Here is a 22,137-nt window from a genome sequence, read left to right as displayed (position 1 = left end):
AAGGCGCACCCGGTGCCGCAGGATAACGAGGAGATATGTTCGATCTTACCGAAGTCAAATACGTGAAACGGATAACGGTGGGAACCGACAACCCAGGTCGGATGCGCACCCCGGAAGAGCTCGACGAGGCGACGGCGCTGCTCAACAAGTGTCTGACCGGCACTCCCAAAGGGTGCATCATCGGCGCCGAGAAGAGTTTCGCCGTGCTGCAGATGGGTGAGCACCAGGTGGTGCTCCAGTGGATCGTCTACCATGTGGGTTTTCCGCGCAAGCCCATCTGGCTAGATGATTGATCCAGGCAGGAGGCCGTATGGACAATCATCATTTCGATAATCTGCTCCGGGCATTGCAGGAGACCCTCGTTTCCGCACAGGACGGGTTGAGGAAAAGGAATGAGGCGGTCCTTCGCCGGAGGGACACCCCGCAAGACAATGCTGTCTTGACCTTTGCCATCCCACGAACTCCCGCGGACGAAGGCGAGCGGGAAATGCTTTCCTTGCCTGCCGCAAGCTTCCGTTCCCCCTGCTGCAGACAGATATCCATGCTTTCGCTGGAATTTCAATGCCGCTTGACCCAGAGCCTCCTTTCCGGGATAGGGCGGAGGTATTACGTGCAGATCGCAAACGGCAAAACGAGTCGCTGGTGGAGAAAGGCCCAGGTGCGGATGCAGATCCTGTTCATGGGCATGGATCACCCTTGCGGGGAGGTCCTGGTAGAGGGGAAACATTTCATGGAGATTCCGTCTTTCGGCGCTGAATCAGCAGGTTCCCCGGAAATCACAGCAAAGAGATCCAAGTTTTCCCTTTTCATGGACTGTTTGCTGAACCCATGGAGGCCGCAGAGATTCATTCTGACCAGGGAACAGTCTGACTGCTTGCGGAAAATCCTGAAACAGCAACCGAAAAAGTCAGTCGACGGTGAGACGGCGGTACCGGCAAAGACAACTCCAGGAGGAGCCAATGAAGAGGCAGACACATACGGCGAATAAACGCGTTATGGTGGGAATCGGGTTGCTGCTCCTCGGTAGCGTTGGGCCATCCACGTGGCTGCAGTGCTACGGGGCGGAAGGAACAGGCCTGGATACATGGCTGAACGGCAGGTGGTCCGGACAGGTGCAGACGCCCGGCGGAAACAGGCCGATCACGATCGAGATCAACCCCGGAAGGCCAGGGGGGAGAGATAAGGTGATGAAGTATGCCGATCCCCGTGGGTGTACCATCGAAGTCCAGTACACGGCAGATGTGGGGGACCGGGGTGCAAGCTACACCGTTACTTCCTCCAACGGCGGGTTCTGCGACAATCTCCTGCAAGGCAGCCTTTCCCTTGAAAAGCAAGGGGATTCGAAGCTTTCCTACGGGATGAAGTACAAAGACCGTAAATCGGTGCAGAGCTCGGAAGAGGGGGTGTTGAATCGCGCCAGGTAACCATCTGAAGAATTTTCCCCAGTAGTGTAAAGCCCTTGAAGGGAAGGAGAGCCCATGGCCAGCCACATACCGCTGAACGACCTGATTGAAGCCTTGGCGGGCGCAGTCATAGAGGCCCAGGACAATATCGAGCAACACCAGATATCCAACCTGTTGGGTTATTTCGACAGCCAGAAGCGACCCAAGAGCCTTGTAGTTCGACTGCCGTCAACCGACCCCAAGGCTGAGGAAGGGTCTGAGGATTATTACCGCGCCCCGCTGTTGCCGCTCGTTTCCACCAATCTGTTGAAGATCAAGGATGTGGAAATTACCTTCGATGTGGATCTTGGCCACTTTACGGAAGAGCCTGCCGCTACGGCTAAGAAGGCCGATGCCGTAGAAGAGGGGCGACAGCAGGAAGCGCCGAAGAAGAGCATTTTCGTCGATACTGCCGGGGTGGCAAAAAACAAGGGGGGAAGCATCCACGTGGTGTTGCGCGTGGAAGGTTCGGAACCAACGGACGGCGCCGCCAGGCTGATGAATCACCTGACCCAGACCCAAGGGGTCTTCAAAACGGTCAAGGTGGACTGATGTGGCCTTTCAAGGGGCCATCGTGACGGGAGGTAGCAATGACATCGTATAGGATCGGATCCAGCGGAGATGACGTAATGCTCATCCAGAAGGCCTTGCAGGATGCAGGTTTTTACCAGTCGCAACCGGACGGTGTATTCGGCCCCAATACCGATGCGGCAGTGAGGAATTTTCAGGCTGCATCGGGGCTCGGGGGCGATGGAATCGTCGGCCCAGCCACCTGGGCAAAACTCTTTCCTTCCCAAAGCCCGGCACCTGCGCCCTTATCGGGAAGCCTGGATACGCGCTGCCTGGCTCTCACCGGATCTTTCGAGACCGGACGCCTTTCCCCCGACTGTTTTGCGTGCGTGGCGGGCAATTTCGACGGGCAGGGGATGAGTTTCGGTGCCCTGCAGTGGAATTTCGGCCAGGGAACGCTCCAGCCCCTTCTCAAGCAGATGTTTACCAATCACGTTGATGTTGCCACAACGGTTTTCGGTTCAAACCTGAGCCGGTTGCAGGAGGCGGTACACGGCGGCCGTGATTCAGCCATGTCCTTTGCCGTTTCCATTCAGGACACCAGTGGGAAAAGCATTAAAGATCCGTGGAAGCAGATGTTCAGGGCCTTGGGGCTCACTCCGGAATACCAGGCCATTGAGGTGAGCAGTGCCGCGGCATACTACGGCAGGGCACTGAGCCTCTGCAAAGACTACGGACTTTGGACCCAACGGGGCAGGGCGCTCATGTTCGACATCAGCGTCCAGAACGGCAGCATACCCGACAGCGTCAGGAGCCTGATTCTTGCCGACTTCAGGCAGGTATCCCCATCTCTTTCGGCGGAAGATACGGAATTGGCCAAGATGCGCATCGTGGCCAACCGCCGCGCCGAGGCCGCCAGACCGGCATTCGTGGAGGATGTCAGGCGGCGCAAGCTCTGCATAGCCGAAGGGAAGGGGGTGGTCCACGGCATCACTTACGACCTGGCCCGGCAGTTTGGTCTGGATCTGGAAAGTGCGGATTAATGGGCGATGTGGATGTAATAGTGCTCGCTTTCGCAGCAAAAACGAAGAGGACTGAACCATGAAATCATCTTATAAAGCAGAACTGGCGTTACCTCCAGGCATTACATTCGAGGTGAATTGGCAGGCTGATGAAGCAGTAGATCAAGAAGCTGTAAATGGGTACGTGGACACCCTGGGGAGGCCTGATTGGTATGATCACGATTACTCCAACTCACTCAGCACACGTCTTTATATGCTTGAGGTATATCAACCATTTAAAACTATTAGCATTGACGGAAGGTTGACCCGGGTTTGGGCATGTGAAGATTGTAAACAGCCTGTGCTTTACGAAGGAGTGCAGATTGGCCATAGAAGGAAATGGAGAGATGAGTTAAAGCATGCAGGCGTAATAACACCTTCAGAAGCAAAGGCCGCCTTTAACAACCTTAGGAATTTGAGGGTTGAATGCTCGACCTGCAATCAAAGTCATGACTGGGAATAAGGCCGGCATGGCAGCTAGAAATGACATGAAGAACCCTGCGACGGTCAGCCCGTGTGCCGGGTACCCTGAACCTTATTTTCGCCAAGGGAGGCAGCGTCCTGAAATATGGTTGTTTTAAATTATATTGCTTTAACTTAGTCCAGCCGCCTCCCCGGTAATTGGCTTGCCAAAGCCCTCACCATCGATATTCCCGCTCTCTGGGAATCTTTTCAAACAATCTGCACGTCATGCGTGTGTTGCTCCAAGGCAATGCACGCATGACGTTGTAGTATTTTGGTAAAACTCTGTTATCTTTTTCGACAATATTCAGCAAAAACTGCTCTGGCAAGGGTTTCAGGGGTTGAAGGCCGATCGAACGCGGGAGGGACCTTTGAACTGCAACCTGCCCCATTGGGGCACATGAAGGAGGAGTCATGAAATATCCGGGACGGATAATCAAGGTTGGCGAACAGGATGCAGTTATCGTCAAGGCATTGAAGCTCAGGCTGAATAAGGTCCTAGGGAGCGATCCGGCTTTGAGGCTGGACCCGGACGATCCAAATTACGGGCCGAAGATGAAGCAGATGGTCAAGCTCTTCCAGGCCCGCAATGTGGACGCTGCCGGCAGGCCTCTCAAGCAGGACGGTGAGGTGGGATCCTTGACCTGGGCGTCGCTTTTCGGTGACGGTACGGTTCCCGCGAGCGATACGGCCGACGGCGATTTGCTCGGCCGGGTAGTGCAGGTGGCAGCCGGAGAGGACGCGAAGCATGTGCGGGAAGTGCCGAAGAATTCCAACCGCGGTCCCCAGGTGGATGCCTATCTGAAGCGGGCCGGCGTTCCCACTGGGCTTTCATGGTGCTGTGCCTTCGTCTACTGGTGTTTTGACGAGGCGGCAAAGGCGCTTGATTGCGATAACCCCATGGTCAAGACGGCCGGATGCCTCGACCACTGGCAGCGGGCGACTTCTCACGGGGCAACACGTATCGGGCGTTCCCAGGCAGTGGGAAACCCTGAACTGGTCAAGCCGGGAATGGTCTTCATCATGGATCATGGCGGCGGCTTGGGACACACCGGCCTGGTGGAGAAGGTCGCCGGGGGCCTGCTTACGACCATCGAGGGAAATACGGATGCCAGCAAGACCCGTGAAGGGGGAGGAGTGTACCGGCTGACCAGGAAGATCACCGAGATCAATAAGGGGTTTATCGATTATTCGGGGGAAGGAAAATGAAGCCATACCTTTCATGCCCGCCAATTCTTTCCAGGGGAAGAGGTGCTGCTTTCTTTTCTCTTGGTCTTCTGTTTCTCCTGTCATTGATCGTCGGTGGTTGCTCGCTGCAGATGGTTGCCCCCTACGATGCCAAAACAGAGGAGCAGATCTTCACCGACGCCCGGCTGGTGGATCAGTTCTATGCAGAGCTGCTGGATACTGCCGAAGACAAGCGTCAGTATGCGGTCTCTGCTCCCAAATACCGGGAAATAGAGCTGGACTTGCGGGCACTTGTGTTGCGGAACAAAGTACGAAAGTTCAACGAGGATTCCGTTCAAATCACCCAGAAGATCCTTAAGCAGTGGATCGGCTGTAAAGTACGCCACAAGGAAAAGGATGCCTATAAAGACGCAGTGGCCGAACTGGATCGGGATCGGTTCCGCCGGATGTTCGAGTATGCTGCCGGTGCCGAAGGGGCGAAGGTTCCGGCAGATTGAGGGGAGGGATTATCGTGGGATTCGAACTGGACAAGGTCATTGGAGACATGCTGGCGGCGGCCGAGGGTGTTTTTCGGAAAGAATGGCCAAAGGTGAAAGACGCCATGGAACAGGTGCTGGCCGATGAAAGGGAAGCCCTTAAGAATATTTCCGAGGCATACATCGGCGGAGATCTTACGGACGAAGAGCTGCAGGATCAGTTGGAGGGGGAGCGTGACGCTTTTGAGGCAGGCGTTGCCATGTGCAAGGTCAAAAGCAAGGTGACCATTCAAAAGGCGGTCAACGCAGCGCTAAAAGTTCTGGAGGAGGCAGTTAAAGCAGTGGTCTAGGATCAATCGGAGCATTCAGGAGGGTATATGCCGAACTATTTCATTGACTGTCACTGTCACATGTTCACCATCGCCGATATTCCACTCTATCAGTCGGTGTTTACCTTTGTGGGCGAAAAGGACAAGCTGCACAAGAAGCTGATCTTCCCCTTTGTCTTTCCCTTTGCCGGAGTACTGCTTCCCATCGTCAACCTGAAAAAAATCGTCCAGTCCAACGAGAAATTCATCCGGTTCTTCGAGTGCGAGCCCGGTGAAAACGTGGTGCCGCTGTGTAAAGAAATAAACACCTTTCTCGATTCTCCCGACTTTCCAACCTCTCTTGGTAATATCGACGAGGTGATACTTACACCCCTGGTGATGGATTTCGACAAGGGGGGCGGTGTGGAAAAACTGCGGGGGCAGGTCAGGCGCCTCTCTAAGGCCATAGAGGCAAACAAATCCCAAAGGGTAAAAATTCTGCCTTTTGTGGGGATCGATCCCCGCAGGGCCGATCAGCTGGAGATCCTGAAGGAAAAGGAGTTCGAAACGTCCTTTGCCCAGCTGAACGGCTGGAAAAACCCAGCTGGTCTCGCTTCCGGAATTTACCTCGGGGTCAAGCTCTATCCCCCTCTCGGTTTCAACGTGCGTGACTTCTCGCCATTCTACAAGGAGCTCTGCAAGCGGCAATGGCCGGTTACCGTCCACTGTCAGAAGGACTCCTTCCGCCTTTGTCCCGATGCGGAGGACTACACCAATCCCCGTAACTGGGAGGAGGTATTCAAGGCCGGAGACCCGGATATTCATAACCTGAGGATCAACTTCGCCCATTTCGGCGGGGAGGACGGCATTGCGGATACCGCCTGGTTCGAGAAAGCTCCCCAGGATGACGGCAGCTACCTGTATGAAAACTTCTTTCAACGGCTTCGCGAAAGCAGCTGGACTGCCAGTTTGATACGACTTTTGAAAAATTACCCCAATACCTATGCCGATGTTGCCGCTTTCGATTTCACCAGGCGGGAGTCCATTGCCGCTTTCCTCTGGATCTTGCACAAGGACAAGGAGGGGCATTTCCCCGGAAATTACGGTTTGGAGGACAAGCTCCTCTGGGGGACCGATTATCCCATGACCCTGGAAGACAAAAAGACCACATACGCCACCATGTTCCATGGGTTCTTCAAAGGGTTGAAGGACAAGAGCGACAAAACTTACCAGGTGCCGGACCCATTGAAGGTGGACCTGGACGTCTTGATGTGCAAAATGGTGCGCGACAATCCATTGAAGTTTCTCCGCTTTACCTGACACCGGTTACGGGCATAAAAAGTCCGCGGGGGTATAATTTAAAAAACAACGATGTACGTGCTTCAAGGGATCGATGGTTTGCAGTTAACGAATCAAGGGAGGATGCCATGGCAATTCTCGGTACAAAAAAATTCTGGAAGCCAGCCCAGGGAGCAGCAAATTCCCAGCAGGAATCACAAATTCTCAAGAACACCGGGTACATCAACATCCAGCTTTACTGCGTAAACTACATGTCTGTTGGCAACTTTTGGCAGAATGTGTTCGGGGGTAGTGACACCATCGCTCTTGCAACAAACATTAAGTATGATTCGGGTGTTGAGTCTATTGAAGCTACCTCCGTCCAGGATATTAGAGAGGTGGCGGTCAATAGAAACTACGACCTCGGATTGCAAAGAAATATAGCTGTCAAAATACCAGCCAACGCAGATGCCTTATCTATTAATGTAAAAATGACAGCAGTAAATAACGATTTACTGCAAGCCAAATTCGATATGTTGAATAAACCTGAGTATCAAGCTGCTCTTCAGCTTGCGCCAACTGTTGTTGGACAAGTGCTGACCATAACCTCGTTGGTAAAAAAACTGTTTACTGATTCAGATCCACATTCACAGTTAGAGGCAAGTTACGCAGGAATAATAAGCAGCCAATCCGAAAGCAATCCAGTTAGCAAGGGTAAACTTACCAGCGGCTATCTGATTATGATCTCTACCAATGATGGAGATCAATTTAACCAGGTGGATGAAAGTAAGTTTGAGATGAAAGGAGATGCCTTGTATTATAAAGATAAGCAGGTGGAAAATACTTACATTGTCTTCAATATATCTTTTGAACCATACAAGGGAGATGACGAAAAGGCTAATTGGTTTAAAAAATATATGCAAGCTCTTAATAATCTCGATCAGCTGCAAATTGTTGTTGACCAAAATGAAGTAAAAAAAGTATTCAACGATTCTAAAACAATGTGGATAGAAGGCAATGCTCTCATAGATGCAGACAATTCTTACATAAATAGCGAAAGAACAAAAATAAAAAGCGCGGCAATAATGGCAATAAAAGACAAATATCAAGAACTAACCAAAGCCGCTCTTCCACCTTCAAAAATTACACAAGATGTGGTCTCGAGTCTTGTGGGATTGAGACCAATAGGACATATTGAGAAGGCATTGCCCCTAACTGCCAATTATATGAAAGATAAAGGAATGTTACCCCAAGCGAAAGGGGAAACAATGAAACCAATACAATTGGACCAATTGTCTAAAATAACACAGTTTATTGATGAAGATACTACTAATTACTTGAAGGACCTGAAGTTAGTAAACATGAAAACCAAGTTGAGCTTTAAGTCGCGCGTTTAGTTGACCTAGTGAGGCACAGATGAGGTGGCAGCAATACTTCGCTCAGAAATTTTGACTATCCCGGTTGAAAAAACTGAGAATGAACGTTAACCGATAAAGTGCATCATACATTGCTGGGGCATTGGTCTATCTTTGTATTTCTTCTGCAGGATTGACGGGAGGAGGGTGAACAATGGCCAAGAACATCGTGCTGTGCTCCGACGGAACCGGCAACCGGGATATAAAAGCCCGGGGAACCAACGTCTTCAAGCTTTACGAGGCAGTGGACATTCAGGGTCACAAGGGCGCAGCCGATGTCATGAAGCAGGTCGCCTTCTATGACGATGGTGTCGGGACCGCCAATGCCTTCGCCCGAGTAGTCGGAGGGGCTTTCGGCTGGGGATTTTCCAACAACGTGAAGAAGATGTACCGGGAACTGGTAAACGTTTATGAGCCGGGGGACAAGATCTTTCTTTTCGGCTTCAGCCGCGGGGCTTACACGGTCCGGGCGCTGGCCGGCTTTATCCAGTACTGCGGTGTCCTGGATAGCAGCTACTACAATGCTCAACCACGGGACCTCCTCACCGAAAAAATAGGCGAAAGCTGGGACGAATTCAGAACGGTCGCTTTTCGGCAGAAGGATGCCGATGACCGAAAAAGGACCATCCCATCCCAGGAGCATATCGCTGCAGAGTGGGAAGTGGCAAAGCGTCGGCGACGGGAGAAACATGCGGTCAATCCCGAGGAATGTATCGACATAGCCTTCATTGGGGTCTGGGATACGGTGGGGGCCATTGGCACCCCCTTCGACGGATTGCGGGATTTCATCGGGCGTTTCATCTGGCCGATCTGGTTTGCCGACAATACCCTTGGACCGGAGGTGGCACAGGCCTGCCAGGCATTGGCCCTGGACGAAGAGCGCCGCACCTTCCATCCCGAGTTGTGGAACGAGAAGAACGGCGCAGATACACGCATCAAGCAGGTGTGGTTCTCCGGTGTCCATTCCAATGTGGGAGGCGGCTATCCCAAACAGGGGATGTCCCTGGTGACACTGGACTGGATGATGAACGAGGCGAGCCGGGCAGGGCTTTGCTTTATCCAAAAGGACCTGGACTTTGTCCGGGAGCACCAAGATGTCCATGACAAGATGTACGACTCAAGGGCCGGGGTTGCCGTGTATTACCGGTGGTCGCCCCGCGACCTGCGCAAGCTCTGCGATGAGCACAACATTCCCATCCCCAAGCTGCATGTGAGTATTTTCGAGAGAATCGCCAACGGCACCGCTGGTGTCAACGGTGCTGATACCTACTCCCCCGGCAACATCCCCTTCAAGTTCGAAATGGATACCGGCGGGAGTATCGACTGGCCCGGTACCTCCATCTCAACCCAAATTCCGACATTGGTCCAATCCCACTATAGCGGCAGTAAATCGTCATTACTGGCGGAGATGGACAAGGAGGTACGCTCTGGGGTTGGATCGTACATGGCTTTTCTCGCCGTGACCGGCCTTACGCTCCTGCTTTTAGTGGTTCGTGGGGTAAGATCATTGTGCGGATACATGAACTGCATCGATGTTTTACTTGTGTTGGGAGCGGCAGTTGTTTTTGTCCTCGGTAGTATCATCGCCCATTCCTGGGCCGTCAAAGTGGACTGTGCCCTGTGCTGCAAATACACCGGTTTCTGGCACAAGTGTCGGAGACCTTTGAGAATGCTGCTTCCGTGAGGTGATCTATGTCCAATCTGCCGAAGATCGTGATCATCATCCTGTTGCCGGTGTTGACTTTTTATGCCGGTTCGTGGTTCATGGGCAAGTTGAGCAACCGACAGTATGTGGAACAGCGGCTGCAGCAGCAACTCAGGGACCCTCAGGACCAAAAGCCGCTCAATCAGCGCTATTGCGGCTATGACGCCGCTGCCGTGGGCCGTCATTGGGGCACCCTCGATCAAACGGCACTCCAGGTGGAAAAGTGCTCCCTCAGGCTGGACCTGGTATTTCCCCTTTTCTACGGAGCCGCCTTTTTTGCCAGCTTGCTGCTGGCCTGGGCAGCTCTCGGCAGTCCTTTCCATTTCTCCTGGCTGGCGGCACCGGTAGGCATTGCAGTCCTTGCCGACTGGGCCGAAAATTCCCTGCAACTCATGCAGCTGCAACACTTCATCGATGAAGGCGCCTCAGGCCTGCAACAATGCTACATCCGCATAGCCAGTGCAGCGACGATCATCAAGCTCTATGCCATCTGGGTGGTGATCGTGCTTCTTCTGGTGCTTGTGGCGTGGATGATAATCAGGACGATCAGATCTGTGTAAAACGATAAATCCTCCCACGACTGAAAATGAACTGTCCCCGTTGCAACAGTATATTGCCTCCGCGCATTATGGCCATGCTCTTCCTTGGCGCCGGTCGAAGCGCCATCTGCCCCCATTGCGGCAGTACAATCTATGGACAGAGCAGCGGAAGCCTGGACTATTTCAAGCTTGTAGCCTTTGTCCTTTTGTGGTTCGGCCTGTTTTTGTGCGGCCTGGCAACGGTATTCGGCAGGGTCGCAGGTTTCCGTACTACCTACATTCTTGCTTTTACCTTCTGGATCGTCGTTGTCGCCCTCTTTGTCGCCATTCTCGCCACTAACGGCCTAATCCTGGCTCTCAGCAAGTTTCTTCACCGAGCCCTGCCCCGCAAAAGGCAGGGAAACAAAGACCGCTAACAGCTTCCGGATCATAAGATCGGGTTAACCCTAAGGCCTCGATAACGGCAGCTATCGGGGCCTTTTTTGCGTGATTTTATTGAGAATGGGCTTGTAAACACATTAAACAAATTTATTTTTATTTGCCTTGAGTGTTGTCTGCCGGAGGACTATATTGCATAAACCTTCACAAATACAGGCATATAAAAGTGTAAAATTTTTTACACCTGTAAAATTTTTTTACACTTTGGGGGCAGCTGGATTAGAAATATCGGTTAGAAATTACATATTCCAAAGAAAGGTAGGAGGGTATGATTATGCCGGATTTCAAAGAAAGATTGATGCGTCATGCAGAGCACGTTAAGAACGTAGGTTCCCATTGCCAGAGTGAAGAAACAACCAAACAAGCCCTGATCCTTCCCTTTCTCAACCTCCTCGATTTCAACCCATTCGATCCGTTCAAAGTAAAAGCTGAATATTGTGCGGACCTGCCGGGAATTAAGAACAACGAGCGTGTTGATTACGCCTTGTTTTCCGACAATAACCCGGTGATGTTTATAGAGGCAAAGTCTTTCACCGAAAAGCTCACCAACCATACAGGCCAGATCGCCCGCTACTTCAATGCTACCCCTGGTGTCACGATTTCAGCGCTCACTAATGGCCGTGAATGGCGCTTTTATACAGACCTCAAGAATCCGAATATTATGGACGATGTCCCCTTCCTGACTTTCGATCTTTCGAACATTTCCGAAGCAGATGCGGATCAACTCGCCCATTTCAGGCATGATAGGTTTCACCCGGACAGTCTACGTTCTTTCGCAAAGGACCAAGTGTACATCGACAAGTTCAGGGAAGTGATCGAATCGCTCCTGAGGGAGCCCGATGCTGATTTTGTGAGACTTGTTGCAATTCGCGCGAATATAGGACCTAAACCAAGCGGCAGGTTTATAGAAACAGTGACTCCCTTGGTAAAACAGTCTGTTGCCGATGCCATCAGCAAAATGGTAGTGACCGGTCTTTCTTCACCACCGCCACCTGCCTCTACAACCGTAGAACTAGCGACTGCTCCGCCTGTTGACCCTGATGCGGACATGATTGATCCTGCAAATCCCAAAATTGTTACCACTGCTGCAGAAAGAAAGGTTCTTTCCATAGTGCAGATGATCCTTGAGGGGCAGGTGCTCTCGGATGAGATCGTCGGGAAGGACACGGAGAGCTACTACGCGGTTCTGTATCAAGGGAAGACCAATCGCTGGATCGTTCGCTACACCGGTGATCGGCAGAGGCCTTTGGTGACCTTTATCATTCCCCTTACGGACCAGCATAAGACTTTGATAGAGCGTGCTGGGCTGGGGATTGGGGCGAGTAGCAGCGTTGTTCTGAACCGGCCTGAGAACCTGATGAAACTGTCGGGGATTATCTTTGATGCTTTGGCGTTTTGTCAGGATGATGGCAATTTTAAGCGGAAGGGGCAGGAGGCTGAGGGGCAGTTTGCAGTTGTCTAATCAAAGCCTTGCGCGCTGATTTTAGACAAGGAGGATACTATGATTACGAAACCAATTGCTATGAAGAGCTTCGCTGACTTTGTATCAGGGACTGAGGCAACGAAATTGAGGGTATTAAGGCAATATAAGTATCCGAATGAAGAAGGGCTTGCAATGTCCAGGTACTATCACCCTGCAAAAGCAACCATTATTGAGTTTAACAGGGATAAAAGAGGCATTGATTGGGCTCTAGACCAAGCAGTGGAACTTGAAAAAAAGGCTTTGACACCAAGCAAGTCCTTACGGAACAAACTGGTCTTGAATTCAAAAGCAATCAGGAACTATGTTCAGTATTTTGGGGCCCAGCACTTTAATATTTTAAAGGACCAAAAATTCCCGTTTTTGTTGAATGAAGTAAAAATAAATGTAACGCCAGACATTCACACGACTCATAAAGGACAAGACAGGTATATGAAGCTTTATTTTGGTGCGAAAAAGCCAAAGTACGAATTCGTAAGAGCAATATTAAATTGTATGGCTTATGGAGTATCTGTTAATGGGGGTGAAATAGCAGGACAATCAGTAGTTTTTGTTGATGTGGTTCGAGGCAATATCAGCCCTGGTGTTCCGTTGACTGATGAGATAATAGAAGAACTTACTCAACATTGTGCCGATATATCTAACTTATGGCAAGCCCTTTAAGCAATGAGCTTGGCATTATACGTAATCTGACACACCGGAGCTTTTATGAGACAGCCAGCGCTTTCACAGAAGACAAGATTATGTTTACTCTTGATTGAATTTTGCATTCTATGCTTAGCGAGCCAAATTGCATTTGGAAGGGTCTTTCCTCCTGATGGAGAGAAAGGATTTTGGTTTTATACGGCCTTACTTGGGCTAATTCTTGGAAGCCGCCTAGATACGCCCTTTTACGCAAAGCCTGCTGATGTCGTTCTTTATGCAGCTCCAGCGGCAATTGCTCTAACGTTAGGTAGCGCTTGGAGCAAATGGAATTCAGACATTAAAGTTGCCTTTGTTGTTGCTCTGGCATTCTGTGTAATGGCAGGTGTGCTCGGTGTGGTTGCGATTCTGGCTAAAGATACTACAATGCCGCGACTTTCTAACGCAGCAAGAGTGTTAGCTGAAACCCTCGGAGCCCCGCGCACTATCTACACTGTAGTGGTTGCCTTTGCCCTTTATGCTTTCCACTTTGAAACACCCAAAGAGTTCGCTGCAATTTCCTCTGCTTGGATTTTAACTGCATTGATATCGCCTATTGAGGCCTCTGTAAGAATTGGGCGGAGAATAAGGCGCATATTCATGCCGAACACTATCCTGGATTTCGATGGAGAAGTAGTTGCTTATCAGACGCCTGGGCTGATTCTAGTGCGGCAATCACCGACCACGAGGCTTTCGATTGGAGACCTCATGGTGGTGCATGATCCCCTCGGCAAGTCACGGATAGCTCTTGCTCTAGATCATGTTGGTCGTGACGAAGGTATCCTTTTAAGAACAATTGAGATCGCTGGCCTTGAGCTACCGTCATGCCTAGGGGAGCGAATCAGTGGTTTAGAAGACAATGCTATAGTGCGCGTTGAGTCATCTGATTTAGCTACTACAGAAGCTGAACTTTTAGTGACAAAAGAGGCTATAGTCGGGCTTGTTGCAACAGATACATCTGTAGAAACCCTATTTTTTGAGGTTGTGAAAGATAAAGGGCTTGAAGAAGGGCGGCTTGTTGAGGTAAAGATTGCGGACCTGACTGTCACTTACCAATTGGTTAATGGACTGACAAAAGAAGAAATTGTGCAGCAGAAAAATACGCACGGAATTGTGCGTGCCCAAGCGCAGAAAATTGGGCACTGGGATAGTGAAAGGAGGTGTTTTAACCCGGCAAAGTGGCTGCCTAAACCAAATTCCCCAGTGTTTCTCAAACATAGTAATGAATTTCAACCATGCACTACTGCTGTAGGTCATTTCCCTGGTACCGATTACCCAGTTGCTATTAGAAGTATAAGCGACTTAGTAACTCATAACACTGCTATTCTTGGTATTCTCGGTGTTGGGAAGAGCATGCTTGCTATTGAGCTTGTTGAGCGAATGTTGACCGAGGGGGTGAAGGTTATATGTATTGACCTAACAAATCAGTATGCCACTGAGCTTGCACCATATTTTGACGCCGCGACCGAACGAGCAAACATTGAGAACCTGCAACAGATCGGCCAGAACGGCAGAACAAGAGTTCATCAAAATGTAGAGCAAGGAGGCAGCCGACAAGCTTTTTCAGCGGAACTTGCTACGGATATTGCTACATTTTTAAATCCAGATACTCCGTGCCGCTTGAAAATCTATAATCCTTCACAGTTTGAGGTTTGGCGACAAGATAGCCGCCCTTTCAACAACACAGCATCAATGGCTTCTTTAAGTCCAGCTGAAATAACACATATCATTTCTGATTCAACACTTGCTGCGGTCTCAGCATTGGGCATGACAGACCGGGCTAGAGTGTGTTTAGTGTATGAAGAGGCTCATTCCTTAGTCCCTGAATGGAGTTCTGCGGTAGCAGAAGGGGATAGAACTGCTGCCAATGGCAGTGCCCGCGCCATCTTGCAAGGACGTAAATATGGTCTTGGATGCCTTGTCATTACACAGAGAACAGCTAACGTCAGCAAAACAGTGCTAAACCAATGCAATACAGTCTTTGCGATGAGAACCTTTGATGAAACTGGTAAGGAATTCTTGGCGAATTACGTCGGAAAAGATTACGCTAGATCGCTATCATCGTTGCCTGAGCGTCATGCTGTATTGTTTGGTAAGGCATCTAGCTGTGAAAATCCAATTCTTATTCGCCTTAATGATAGAGATAAATTTATTGAGGTATTTCGTACTGATCATACTGAGAATTGACGCAATGTCCCCACAAAATTCAGAGAAATTCAAGTCCTTGTCAATTGCCAACAAACCATCTAGCGTCATCTTATTTCCATCTGCGAGCGCAAATATGCTAAAGGAAGTACTATGACCAAATTTCATCACACCGCCGACATCCACCTCGGCAAAACATACCGCACCTCTGCAGGCACCAACCTACGATATGAAGACTTCTTCCACACGCTCACCAGCATTGCTATTGATGCGATTTCCTCACAAGCTCGATTTGTCCTCATCTCCGGCGACCTCTTCCACACCGGCCAGATCCTCCCCAAAACCTTCGCCAAAACAATTGAGATCCTCCAGCCTCTGAAAGATGCTGGCATCCCCTGTATTGCCGTAGAAGGTAACCACGACTGGATCCACCGCCGCGACAGCATCTCATGGATGGAAGCCCTTTCACAGATGGGGTACATCAAACTCCTTCGCCCTACACGCACCGAGAACGGCGGGTATCGATTTGATCCCTTTGATGAAGAGACCGGCAGCGGCGGACGGATCGAGATCGATGGCATCAACATCTATGGCCTCGGCTATATCGGCGCTCAGGCGGGTGCCCATGTGCCGCGTATTTGCGAGGCGGTGACGACGAATAACAATATCCTCCTCTTCCATGTCGGTATCTGGACATACTCGCCGGTGGAAATAGGTAATATCAAGCCTGAAGAAGCCTTGCCCCTTGCGGAATGCTTCGATTACGTGGCGCTCGGCCACGGCCATAAAGCCTACACCGTATCCACCCCAGACGGCCGTCCCTATGCCTTCAATCCCGGCTCTCCCGAGAGGGTCAACTTTGGCGAAGAAGGATATGACAAAGGGTACTGGGCCGTGAAAGTTGAGGATGGTAAATACACACCCGAATTCCGCACTACGGCACCTCGGCCCATGCAGTCAGTAACGGTCAGCGTTGATGGGGCTGATACTGCCGAGCATGCCATGGAGACGCTTAAGACAGAGCTTGCCGACAAACTGCAGAATGCTGGCGAGAAGCCGCTGATTCAGCTGAAGGTAACCGGCAGGGTGCAGTTTCATCCGTTCGAGCTGGGGCGGGAACGGGTGCGGCGGCTGCTGGATGAGGTTGCGGACCCGCTGCATTGTGAGATCAAGAACCATCTTTCTCTTATAACGGGGAGTGGAATAGGAGAGAAGGAACACCGAAGCTTGGCCGACATCGAGCGGGATGTGCTGCGGGAACTGATCGGCATGAATAGTGAGTGGAAAGGCAAAGAGGATGAACTGGTGAGTGTTGCCCTGACCATCCGCGATCATGTGCTGAAAGGGGATGTTGAGGGTGAGGAGTTATTGGGCTTTCTTTCAAATTACCACGAAGACACGAAGGACACGAAGAAACCAACTGAAGAGAACAATCCGTTCAAAGCCGTTATAAATTGAAGGAACTCAAGCCGTATTGGCTTCTCTTCGTGCCTTCGTGGTGAAAAAACAGAGTCAGCCAGGGGAAACCTATGAACTTTGAATTTATGTCTGCTCAAGTTATTGCTGCAGCGATTGAGGTTCATCGCAACCTGGGACCGGGGCTGCTGGAATCAGCGTATGAAGAATGCCTTTGCCATGAAATGCAACTACGGCAAATACAGTTTGAGCGCCAGAAGCCTTTGCCTGTAACGTACAAAGGCAAGCATTTGGACTGTGGGTATAGGATTGACATTGTTGCTGGCGGGGAAATCCTGCTTGAGTTGAAATGCGTTGAAAAACTTATGCCGATCCATGAAGCACAACTTCTCACATATCTGAAACTCTCAGGTCTGAAAACTGGTCTTCTTATTGACTTCAATGCGGTACTTCTCAAGGATGGAATAAAAAGATTCGTGCTTTGATTCTGATGATAGATCGAAAAAATTATTACCACGAAGACACGAAGGGCACGAAGAACTGCTGAAGAACTGAAGCGATCTTCTTAAACCCCAGGATGATGTTTTAACTCAAGACGTGCGTTCTAGGGCTGCCAAAAAATTAGGTTTTCTTCGTGCCTTCGTGGTGAAACAGGTTCAAGAATGCAAATACTTTCCATTCATCTGAAAAACATAAAATCCCACCGCGACAGCGAGATACACTTCTCACCGGGAATCAACGTCCTTTCCGGCCCTAACGGCATCGGCAAGAGCACCATCTTCGAAGCGATCGGCTATGCCATGTTCGGTGTTGATGCTCGCGACTTCGTTTCCAATGTTGACCGTTTCCTTACCATTGGCGCCAAACGGGGAGAAATAGCGGTCGTCTTCACCGCCGATGATGGCGAGACTTACCGGGTCAGCCGCACAGTGGGTACCCCTGCCAACTGGAGGCTTGCCAAGGAAACCGGTGGTGGCTTTGAAATCGAGGACCACGCAAATATCGAGGAGACTGAGGCACGGATCAAGGAACTGCTGGGACTTGCTGCCGGCCGGTCGCTGGCGGAGCAGTTCAAGCTGGTGATCGGGCCGTTTCAGAATGAGTTTCTCGGGCCGTTTGTCCTGAAGCAGCAAAGCAAGCGGAAGGAGGCATTCGACGAGATCCTGGGGATCGATTCCTGGCGGAAGACCTTCGATGGGACCAAGGAACTCGGCACCATCATCAAGGCAAAGATCGGCACCTTGGAGGCTGAGATTGCCGGCAAAGAAGAACGTGTTGCCGTGTTACCTGAGCGGCAGAAGGAGCTTGCCGGCCTGAATGAGGAGCAGGCCAGTAAAATCGCTGAATTGGAGAGTACAACTGCGGCTCTGGCCTTGGTCAATGGGCATCTGCAGAAAATGGAAGAGCAGAAAAACGGCCTTGAGGCACTACGGAGCGAATTGGCTCAGGTGCTACAAAGTATTACTTCCGGCAATGAGCATATAACCAACCAGAAGGCTCTGGTGGAACAGGCAATTAGCGCGGCAAGGGCAGCGGAGGAGGCCAGGCCCGGAAAAGAGCGCTTCGAGACGGCTGAGAAGCAGCTTGCTGAGCTGCGAGAGCGGGAGAAGGCGAAACTGGCGCTTGAGAAGGAAATAGCCGAGCTGGGAAACAGGCAGGCATCGGCGCTCCAGGCGGCCGATCATGAGGAGAAGGAAGCCGTTGCCCAGGAAAAAGCCCTGAAAGAGGGGATAGCGGTTCTTGATAAGCAGGAAGAAGTGCTCAAACAGGCATCTTCTGCATTGCTGGAAAAGGAGAAGATGCAGCAAGAGGCCATTGATCGTCAGCGGGAAGTCGAGGCCGGTTTTCGTGAACTTTCCCTTCATCAGGTTCCAAGCATCTCACCTTACCTCAAAGTTACCCTAGAGAAACTGAATGAGATCGACAACCTGGTCCATCAGAAAAATGCACTTCTCCTCGCTGAGAAAGACTGGAAGGAGAAGGCAGCGACCCTGGATCACTTGCGCAAAGAGCGGGAGGCGGCGCAGGCTGAGAAGGCGAAGTTGGAAGGCACCAGAGTCGGTATTATCGAAGGGGAGCAAAAGCTGGCAGAGGGCTTGTGCCCTTTCTTTCAGGAGCAGTGCGGCAACCTTGGGGGGAAGGCTTCTCTTGAGGTCTTCGGCACCAAGAAGCGGCAACTTGATGCGCTGATTGAAGGACATGCCCGGACAATTGCCACAATGGACAAGAAAATAGCGGAGGCAGAGGCCGCCGGTAAGGAGATGGAAAAGTTTCGCCTGCTGCGGAACGAGATCGCGAACCTTGAAAAGGAGCGGCTCGAACGTGATAAGGAGCGAATTGAGCATGTAAAGCTGCTGGATGTTACATCAGTGATCGCGACCTTTGAACACTGGATGGACAGCCATGGTGTGGAGCAGTGCCGCAAAGAGGGAGAGCGTCTTATTGCCGCAGAGTTTACAGGACCTCCCAACGAGCAGCTTGCGGCTCTTAAGCATTGGGAGCAGGGCTGCCATGATCTTGTCGAAATGGTCGGCCTGATTCTGGGCAAGATGCAGACGGCTCTGGATGAGCCAATGACGGCTATCAAGGCTGAAAAGGCACGGATGGATGCAGCATCGGAAGAGATGGAAAGGCGTCGGCTGGAGTTCTCTGAGACCGAGAAACGAATCACCGGTAGAAGACAAGCTGCAGCAACCCATCGTGAGACAGCTACAGCGGCGGATAAAGAGAAACAGGGTCAACTAGCCGCCTTTGCCCAATATGCCCATGTGGAAGCGTCTATCACCGAAAATGAAAATGTGAAAAAGCTGACTCAGCCCGATCATGAGCGTTTCCTCCAGGCTGAACCGCTGGCGCTTGATTTGCCGAAGCGGCAGGAGACTCTTGCGAAATATGTAAAGCGCCTGGAGGACCTGGAGAAGGATAAGACAGCCAAGCAGGCAAAGCTCGGAGAGCTTGAAGGCGCATATTCCGCTGAAGCACATGCTGAAACGATGAAGAATAAAGAGGCACTGCAGACAGGGGAAGCAGCCCTTCGCGAGAGCTTGAACAACCTGTCCCAGAATCTGAAGCGTATCACTGCCGAAATTGCTGAACTGGAAAGGATCCAGGGGGAAATCAAATCGAAGCAGAGCGAAGTGCAGGCACTAAAAAAGAAAGAGGAACTGGTAAAATTCCTCCGCAACAAGGTCTTTAAAAATGTCTCGGCGCAGCTTTCCGAGCGCTTCCGCGAGGAGATCAGCCTGCGCGCCGACAGCATTTATCGGACTATTGCCGAGGCTGATGAAGAACTTTATTGGGGAGATAATTACCAGATTGTGCTAAGAGACATGTCTGATGGAGCGATTCGCGAACGCTCGGACGACCAGCTCTCAGGTGGGCAGGTGATGAGTGCTGTTGTCGCCCTGCGCCTGGCCCTGTTGCAGACCATCGGCGCCCGCGTTGCCTTCTTCGATGAGCCCACTTCCAATCTGGATGCCTCCCGACGCTCAAATCTCGCTCAGGCTTTTCGGGCTATAGATCACGGCAAGGAAGAGGTGACGGAGCATTGGTATGATCAACTCTTCCTCATCAGCCATGATGTTTCATTCACTGAAATAACGGATCAGGTGATAGACTTGTCAGAAGATAAAGGCAATTGATTATCGGAGGGAATGGTGAAATTACTTGTTGTTTTTATTCTTCTGAGTTTTGTTGCCGGCCCGGCGTCAGCCGAGGTCTACCGTTATACGGACAATCAGGGGCAACTTCATTTCGTTGACGACATTGCAAAGGTGCCGAAAAAGTACCGCAAACAGCTGGTGAATCAGAAACCGGCAGCGGAAATATCGATCATGGAGACACCGCCGGCTTTAAAGGGAAAAAGCCAGGAATCTGATTCTGTGCAACCTCAGGCAAAGCAGGCAGTCAGCAGCGGAGTTGAAGTGTTTGTCACTTCCAGCTGTGGTTATTGCCGCAAAATGCTGCGTTTCCTCAATGAGAAAGGCATACCGTATAAAGTGCGGGATATAGAGCAAGACAATGAGGCGGCACGCACCTTTCGTCAACTGGGAGGGCGGGGCGTACCGGTCACAAGGATTGGTACCAGGGTAATCAATGGTTATAATCCTCAGGCGGTTATGGCTGCCATAAACGGGAACCCCTGACCATCACACACCAAGGTTGCTGCAATAGAAGCCAAAATGATTCTTATTGAAAGGAGTCAATACATGCAATGCCCCTACTGCAAAGAAGAAATCCTCGACGGCGCCGTCAAGTGCAAGCATTGCGGCTCAATGGTGGGATTCCCGCCGCGTTCGGCCGGACAGGGGGACTTCGGCGTCATGTTTGAAAATGCGGTGCGGATCTGGAAGGGGAACCTGGCGGACCTGGTTCTGTTGACGCTGGTTTTCCTGCTGGTGGTCTGGATACCCATCGCCAACATCGGCTTCATCGCCGGGTATGTGCGGTCGGTCATCAAGGTGTCGCGGGGAGAGGGGACGGCCCAGGTGGGGGACCTTTTCAATGCCTGGGACTGCTTTCCCAACCTTTTTCTCTTCATCCTCATCAATGTCATCGTTGGCCTGGTCCTGAACGTCGTGCCCTTCTTCGGCAACATTGCTTCCATTGCCTTGGGGTTCGTCGTTTTCCCGGGTGCTTTCCTGATCATCGATAAGGGGGCAAATATCACCGATGCTTACAAATGGTGTTGCGAAACAATCCAGGCTGATTTTGCCAACTGGCTGCAGGCATATCTGGTGGGGAACGTGATATTCTTCGCCGGCGCTTTGGCTTTGTTCATCGGTATCATCTTTACGGCCCCCCTTGGGCAGCTCATCTTCGTTCAGCAGTACGACCGGGTAAAACCCGGCACCCCCACCATCATAGTCTGAGCCGTGGTAGCGGCTTTCGCGGAAGGACCCAGGAAAGACCATGCGGATTCGTCACATCTCCACCGGACGTAAATCTATAATCGCGGCCCTGCTGCCGGCCTTTCTCCTGCTATCCGTTGCGCAGTGCCTCGGCGCCGACAGGAATATCCTTTGGGATACCATCTCCACCTGCATCGACACCAGCGACAAGGATTATTGCTCCAAATGCAACTCACCACGGGTGGAGATCGACTGCCGTACTTGCCGCAACACACTTCAGGTCTGGGCCGAATCGAAGGAATTCGCGGCGATCCGCGACCGGAAGATGTGCGATTGCCCGGAAGACTTCGTTCATGGGCTGGTCATCCCCCGCAGCCGGGTGACAGGGGGGGAGGACCCCCTGCGACCCGACGGCATTTGGCAATTTGCCTGGGATACTGCTCTGAAGCGGTTAAATGAAGGGGAGATCGCCCTGGTGGTCAATCCCAAACTGGACAGAAGCCAGGACCAGCTCCATGTGCATATGGTCAGGGTGAGGCGGGAGACTCTGCCTTCGGACCCCTCAAGGGTCGGCGTTGTTCAGTCCCTGGACCGGGTCTGGTATGAAGCGGCGCGGAAAGCCGCGGCACTGGAATGGAAGGATTACGGGGTGCTGGTAACCAAAGCTGCAAACGGGTATCAGGTGGTCATTGACAAGGCGAGCCCCGAAGACCTGTATACCCAGGCGCGATGCAGGTAAAGGT

23 protein-coding genes are annotated in these 22,137 nt (G+C 51.4%); all 23 read left to right on the top strand.

Annotated elements, in window-relative coordinates:
* Positions 1-35: 35 nt before the first annotated feature.
* The 23 genes from GEOB_RS15900 (at position 36) to GEOB_RS15790 (ending at position 22,133) form a co-directional block, all read left to right on the top strand.
* On the top strand, positions 36-293 hold the full coding sequence (locus GEOB_RS15900; RefSeq protein WP_012648271.1) for a hypothetical protein: 258 nt from the start codon (positions 36-38) through the stop codon (positions 291-293).
* A gap of 17 nt (positions 294-310) precedes the next feature.
* Positions 311-988, top strand: coding sequence for a hypothetical protein (locus GEOB_RS15895; protein ID WP_012648270.1), 678 nt, complete (start codon positions 311-313; stop codon positions 986-988).
* On the top strand, positions 960-1,424 hold the full coding sequence (locus tag GEOB_RS15890) for a hypothetical protein (protein WP_012648269.1): 465 nt from the start codon (positions 960-962) through the stop codon (positions 1,422-1,424). The genes GEOB_RS15895 and GEOB_RS15890 overlap by 29 nt, the downstream gene beginning before the upstream one ends.
* Positions 1,425-1,478: 54 nt before the next feature.
* Complete coding sequence (locus GEOB_RS15885; RefSeq protein WP_012648268.1) at positions 1,479-1,994, top strand: DUF2589 domain-containing protein; 516 nt, start codon at positions 1,479-1,481, stop codon at positions 1,992-1,994.
* Positions 1,995-2,032: 38 nt separating this feature from the next.
* On the top strand, positions 2,033-2,995 hold the full coding sequence (locus tag GEOB_RS20615) for a peptidoglycan-binding domain-containing protein (RefSeq protein WP_012648267.1): 963 nt from the start codon (positions 2,033-2,035) through the stop codon (positions 2,993-2,995).
* Between the two features lie 58 nt (positions 2,996-3,053).
* Positions 3,054-3,476, top strand: coding sequence for a GH-E family nuclease (locus tag GEOB_RS15875; protein ID WP_012648266.1), 423 nt, complete (start codon positions 3,054-3,056; stop codon positions 3,474-3,476).
* 413 nt (positions 3,477-3,889) lie between these two features.
* The gene (locus tag GEOB_RS19465; RefSeq protein WP_012648265.1) at positions 3,890-4,684 is read left to right on the top strand and encodes a peptidoglycan-binding domain-containing protein; all 795 of its coding nucleotides are present in this window, start codon (positions 3,890-3,892) and stop codon (positions 4,682-4,684) included.
* Positions 4,681-5,160, top strand: a complete 480-nt coding sequence (locus GEOB_RS15865) for a hypothetical protein (protein WP_012648264.1) — start codon at positions 4,681-4,683, stop codon at positions 5,158-5,160. Before GEOB_RS19465 ends, GEOB_RS15865 begins: the two co-directional genes overlap by 4 nt.
* 14 nt (positions 5,161-5,174) lie before the next feature.
* Complete coding sequence (locus GEOB_RS15860; RefSeq protein WP_012648263.1) at positions 5,175-5,489, top strand: hypothetical protein; 315 nt, start codon at positions 5,175-5,177, stop codon at positions 5,487-5,489.
* A 27-nt stretch (positions 5,490-5,516) separates the two neighbouring features.
* Complete coding sequence (locus GEOB_RS15855; protein ID WP_012648262.1) at positions 5,517-6,767, top strand: amidohydrolase family protein; 1,251 nt, start codon at positions 5,517-5,519, stop codon at positions 6,765-6,767.
* A gap of 107 nt (positions 6,768-6,874) precedes the next feature.
* Positions 6,875-8,122, top strand: coding sequence for a hypothetical protein (locus GEOB_RS15850; RefSeq protein WP_012648261.1), 1,248 nt, complete (start codon positions 6,875-6,877; stop codon positions 8,120-8,122).
* 172 nt (positions 8,123-8,294) lie between these two features.
* On the top strand, positions 8,295-9,824 hold the full coding sequence (locus GEOB_RS15845) for a DUF2235 domain-containing protein (RefSeq protein ID WP_012648260.1): 1,530 nt from the start codon (positions 8,295-8,297) through the stop codon (positions 9,822-9,824).
* A gap of 8 nt (positions 9,825-9,832) precedes the next feature.
* The gene (locus GEOB_RS15840) at positions 9,833-10,405 is read left to right on the top strand and encodes a hypothetical protein (protein WP_012648259.1); all 573 of its coding nucleotides are present in this window, start codon (positions 9,833-9,835) and stop codon (positions 10,403-10,405) included.
* 26 nt (positions 10,406-10,431) lie between these two features.
* Positions 10,432-10,800: a hypothetical protein gene (locus tag GEOB_RS15835; RefSeq protein WP_154650509.1), complete on the top strand. Its 369-nt coding sequence runs from the start codon at positions 10,432-10,434 to the stop codon at positions 10,798-10,800.
* Between the two features lie 296 nt (positions 10,801-11,096).
* Positions 11,097-12,284, top strand: coding sequence for a type I restriction endonuclease (locus GEOB_RS15830; protein ID WP_012648257.1), 1,188 nt, complete (start codon positions 11,097-11,099; stop codon positions 12,282-12,284).
* Between the two features lie 39 nt (positions 12,285-12,323).
* A complete protein-coding gene (locus GEOB_RS15825; protein WP_012648256.1) occupies positions 12,324-12,965 on the top strand; it encodes a hypothetical protein in 642 nt (213 codons plus the stop codon).
* A gap of 45 nt (positions 12,966-13,010) precedes the next feature.
* On the top strand, positions 13,011-15,170 hold the full coding sequence (locus GEOB_RS15820) for an ATP-binding protein (protein ID WP_012648255.1): 2,160 nt from the start codon (positions 13,011-13,013) through the stop codon (positions 15,168-15,170).
* A 111-nt stretch (positions 15,171-15,281) separates the two neighbouring features.
* Positions 15,282-16,586: a metallophosphoesterase family protein gene (locus GEOB_RS15815; RefSeq protein ID WP_012648254.1), complete on the top strand. Its 1,305-nt coding sequence runs from the start codon at positions 15,282-15,284 to the stop codon at positions 16,584-16,586.
* Between the two features lie 71 nt (positions 16,587-16,657).
* Entirely contained in the window at positions 16,658-17,029 is a 372-nt protein-coding gene (locus GEOB_RS15810) for a GxxExxY protein (RefSeq protein ID WP_012648253.1), read from the top strand.
* Positions 17,030-17,206: 177 nt separating this feature from the next.
* On the top strand, positions 17,207-20,185 hold the full coding sequence (locus GEOB_RS15805; RefSeq protein ID WP_012648252.1) for an AAA family ATPase: 2,979 nt from the start codon (positions 17,207-17,209) through the stop codon (positions 20,183-20,185).
* Positions 20,186-20,197: 12 nt separating this feature from the next.
* Positions 20,198-20,689: a glutaredoxin family protein gene (locus GEOB_RS19460; protein ID WP_049764389.1), complete on the top strand. Its 492-nt coding sequence runs from the start codon at positions 20,198-20,200 to the stop codon at positions 20,687-20,689.
* Positions 20,690-20,752: 63 nt separating this feature from the next.
* The gene (locus GEOB_RS15795) at positions 20,753-21,415 is read left to right on the top strand and encodes a zinc ribbon domain-containing protein (protein ID WP_012648250.1); all 663 of its coding nucleotides are present in this window, start codon (positions 20,753-20,755) and stop codon (positions 21,413-21,415) included.
* A gap of 40 nt (positions 21,416-21,455) precedes the next feature.
* Positions 21,456-22,133: a CDP-diacylglycerol diphosphatase gene (locus GEOB_RS15790; RefSeq protein ID WP_012648249.1), complete on the top strand. Its 678-nt coding sequence runs from the start codon at positions 21,456-21,458 to the stop codon at positions 22,131-22,133.
* Positions 22,134-22,137 lie beyond the last annotated feature (4 nt).

Source organism: Geotalea daltonii FRC-32 (assembly GCF_000022265.1).
In the GTDB taxonomy this organism is placed as follows: Bacteria; Desulfobacterota; Desulfuromonadia; order Geobacterales; family Geobacteraceae; genus Geotalea; species Geotalea daltonii.
The sequence above is the reverse complement of the archived record's forward strand: the minus strand, read 5'-3'. Positions and strand labels throughout refer to the sequence as shown.

Coding starts and splice junctions, on each gene's coding strand:
- GEOB_RS15900 (WP_012648271.1), top strand. CDS start 36: ATGTTCGATCTTACCGAAGTCAAATACGTGAAACGGATAACGGTGGGA.
- GEOB_RS15895 (WP_012648270.1), top strand. CDS start 311: ATGGACAATCATCATTTCGATAATCTGCTCCGGGCATTGCAGGAGACC.
- GEOB_RS15890 (WP_012648269.1), top strand. CDS start 960: ATGAAGAGGCAGACACATACGGCGAATAAACGCGTTATGGTGGGAATC.
- GEOB_RS15885 (WP_012648268.1), top strand. CDS start 1,479: ATGGCCAGCCACATACCGCTGAACGACCTGATTGAAGCCTTGGCGGGC.
- GEOB_RS20615 (WP_012648267.1), top strand. CDS start 2,033: ATGACATCGTATAGGATCGGATCCAGCGGAGATGACGTAATGCTCATC.
- GEOB_RS15875 (WP_012648266.1), top strand. CDS start 3,054: ATGAAATCATCTTATAAAGCAGAACTGGCGTTACCTCCAGGCATTACA.
- GEOB_RS19465 (WP_012648265.1), top strand. CDS start 3,890: ATGAAATATCCGGGACGGATAATCAAGGTTGGCGAACAGGATGCAGTT.
- GEOB_RS15865 (WP_012648264.1), top strand. CDS start 4,681: ATGAAGCCATACCTTTCATGCCCGCCAATTCTTTCCAGGGGAAGAGGT.
- GEOB_RS15855 (WP_012648262.1), top strand. CDS start 5,517: ATGCCGAACTATTTCATTGACTGTCACTGTCACATGTTCACCATCGCC.
- GEOB_RS15850 (WP_012648261.1), top strand. CDS start 6,875: ATGGCAATTCTCGGTACAAAAAAATTCTGGAAGCCAGCCCAGGGAGCA.
- GEOB_RS15845 (WP_012648260.1), top strand. CDS start 8,295: ATGGCCAAGAACATCGTGCTGTGCTCCGACGGAACCGGCAACCGGGAT.
- GEOB_RS15840 (WP_012648259.1), top strand. CDS start 9,833: ATGTCCAATCTGCCGAAGATCGTGATCATCATCCTGTTGCCGGTGTTG.
- GEOB_RS15835 (WP_154650509.1), top strand. CDS start 10,432: ATGAACTGTCCCCGTTGCAACAGTATATTGCCTCCGCGCATTATGGCC.
- GEOB_RS15830 (WP_012648257.1), top strand. CDS start 11,097: ATGCCGGATTTCAAAGAAAGATTGATGCGTCATGCAGAGCACGTTAAG.
- GEOB_RS15825 (WP_012648256.1), top strand. CDS start 12,324: ATGATTACGAAACCAATTGCTATGAAGAGCTTCGCTGACTTTGTATCA.
- GEOB_RS15820 (WP_012648255.1), top strand. CDS start 13,011: ATGAGACAGCCAGCGCTTTCACAGAAGACAAGATTATGTTTACTCTTG.
- GEOB_RS15815 (WP_012648254.1), top strand. CDS start 15,282: ATGACCAAATTTCATCACACCGCCGACATCCACCTCGGCAAAACATAC.
- GEOB_RS15810 (WP_012648253.1), top strand. CDS start 16,658: ATGAACTTTGAATTTATGTCTGCTCAAGTTATTGCTGCAGCGATTGAG.
- GEOB_RS15805 (WP_012648252.1), top strand. CDS start 17,207: ATGCAAATACTTTCCATTCATCTGAAAAACATAAAATCCCACCGCGAC.
- GEOB_RS19460 (WP_049764389.1), top strand. CDS start 20,198: ATGGTGAAATTACTTGTTGTTTTTATTCTTCTGAGTTTTGTTGCCGGC.
- GEOB_RS15795 (WP_012648250.1), top strand. CDS start 20,753: ATGCAATGCCCCTACTGCAAAGAAGAAATCCTCGACGGCGCCGTCAAG.
- GEOB_RS15790 (WP_012648249.1), top strand. CDS start 21,456: ATGCGGATTCGTCACATCTCCACCGGACGTAAATCTATAATCGCGGCC.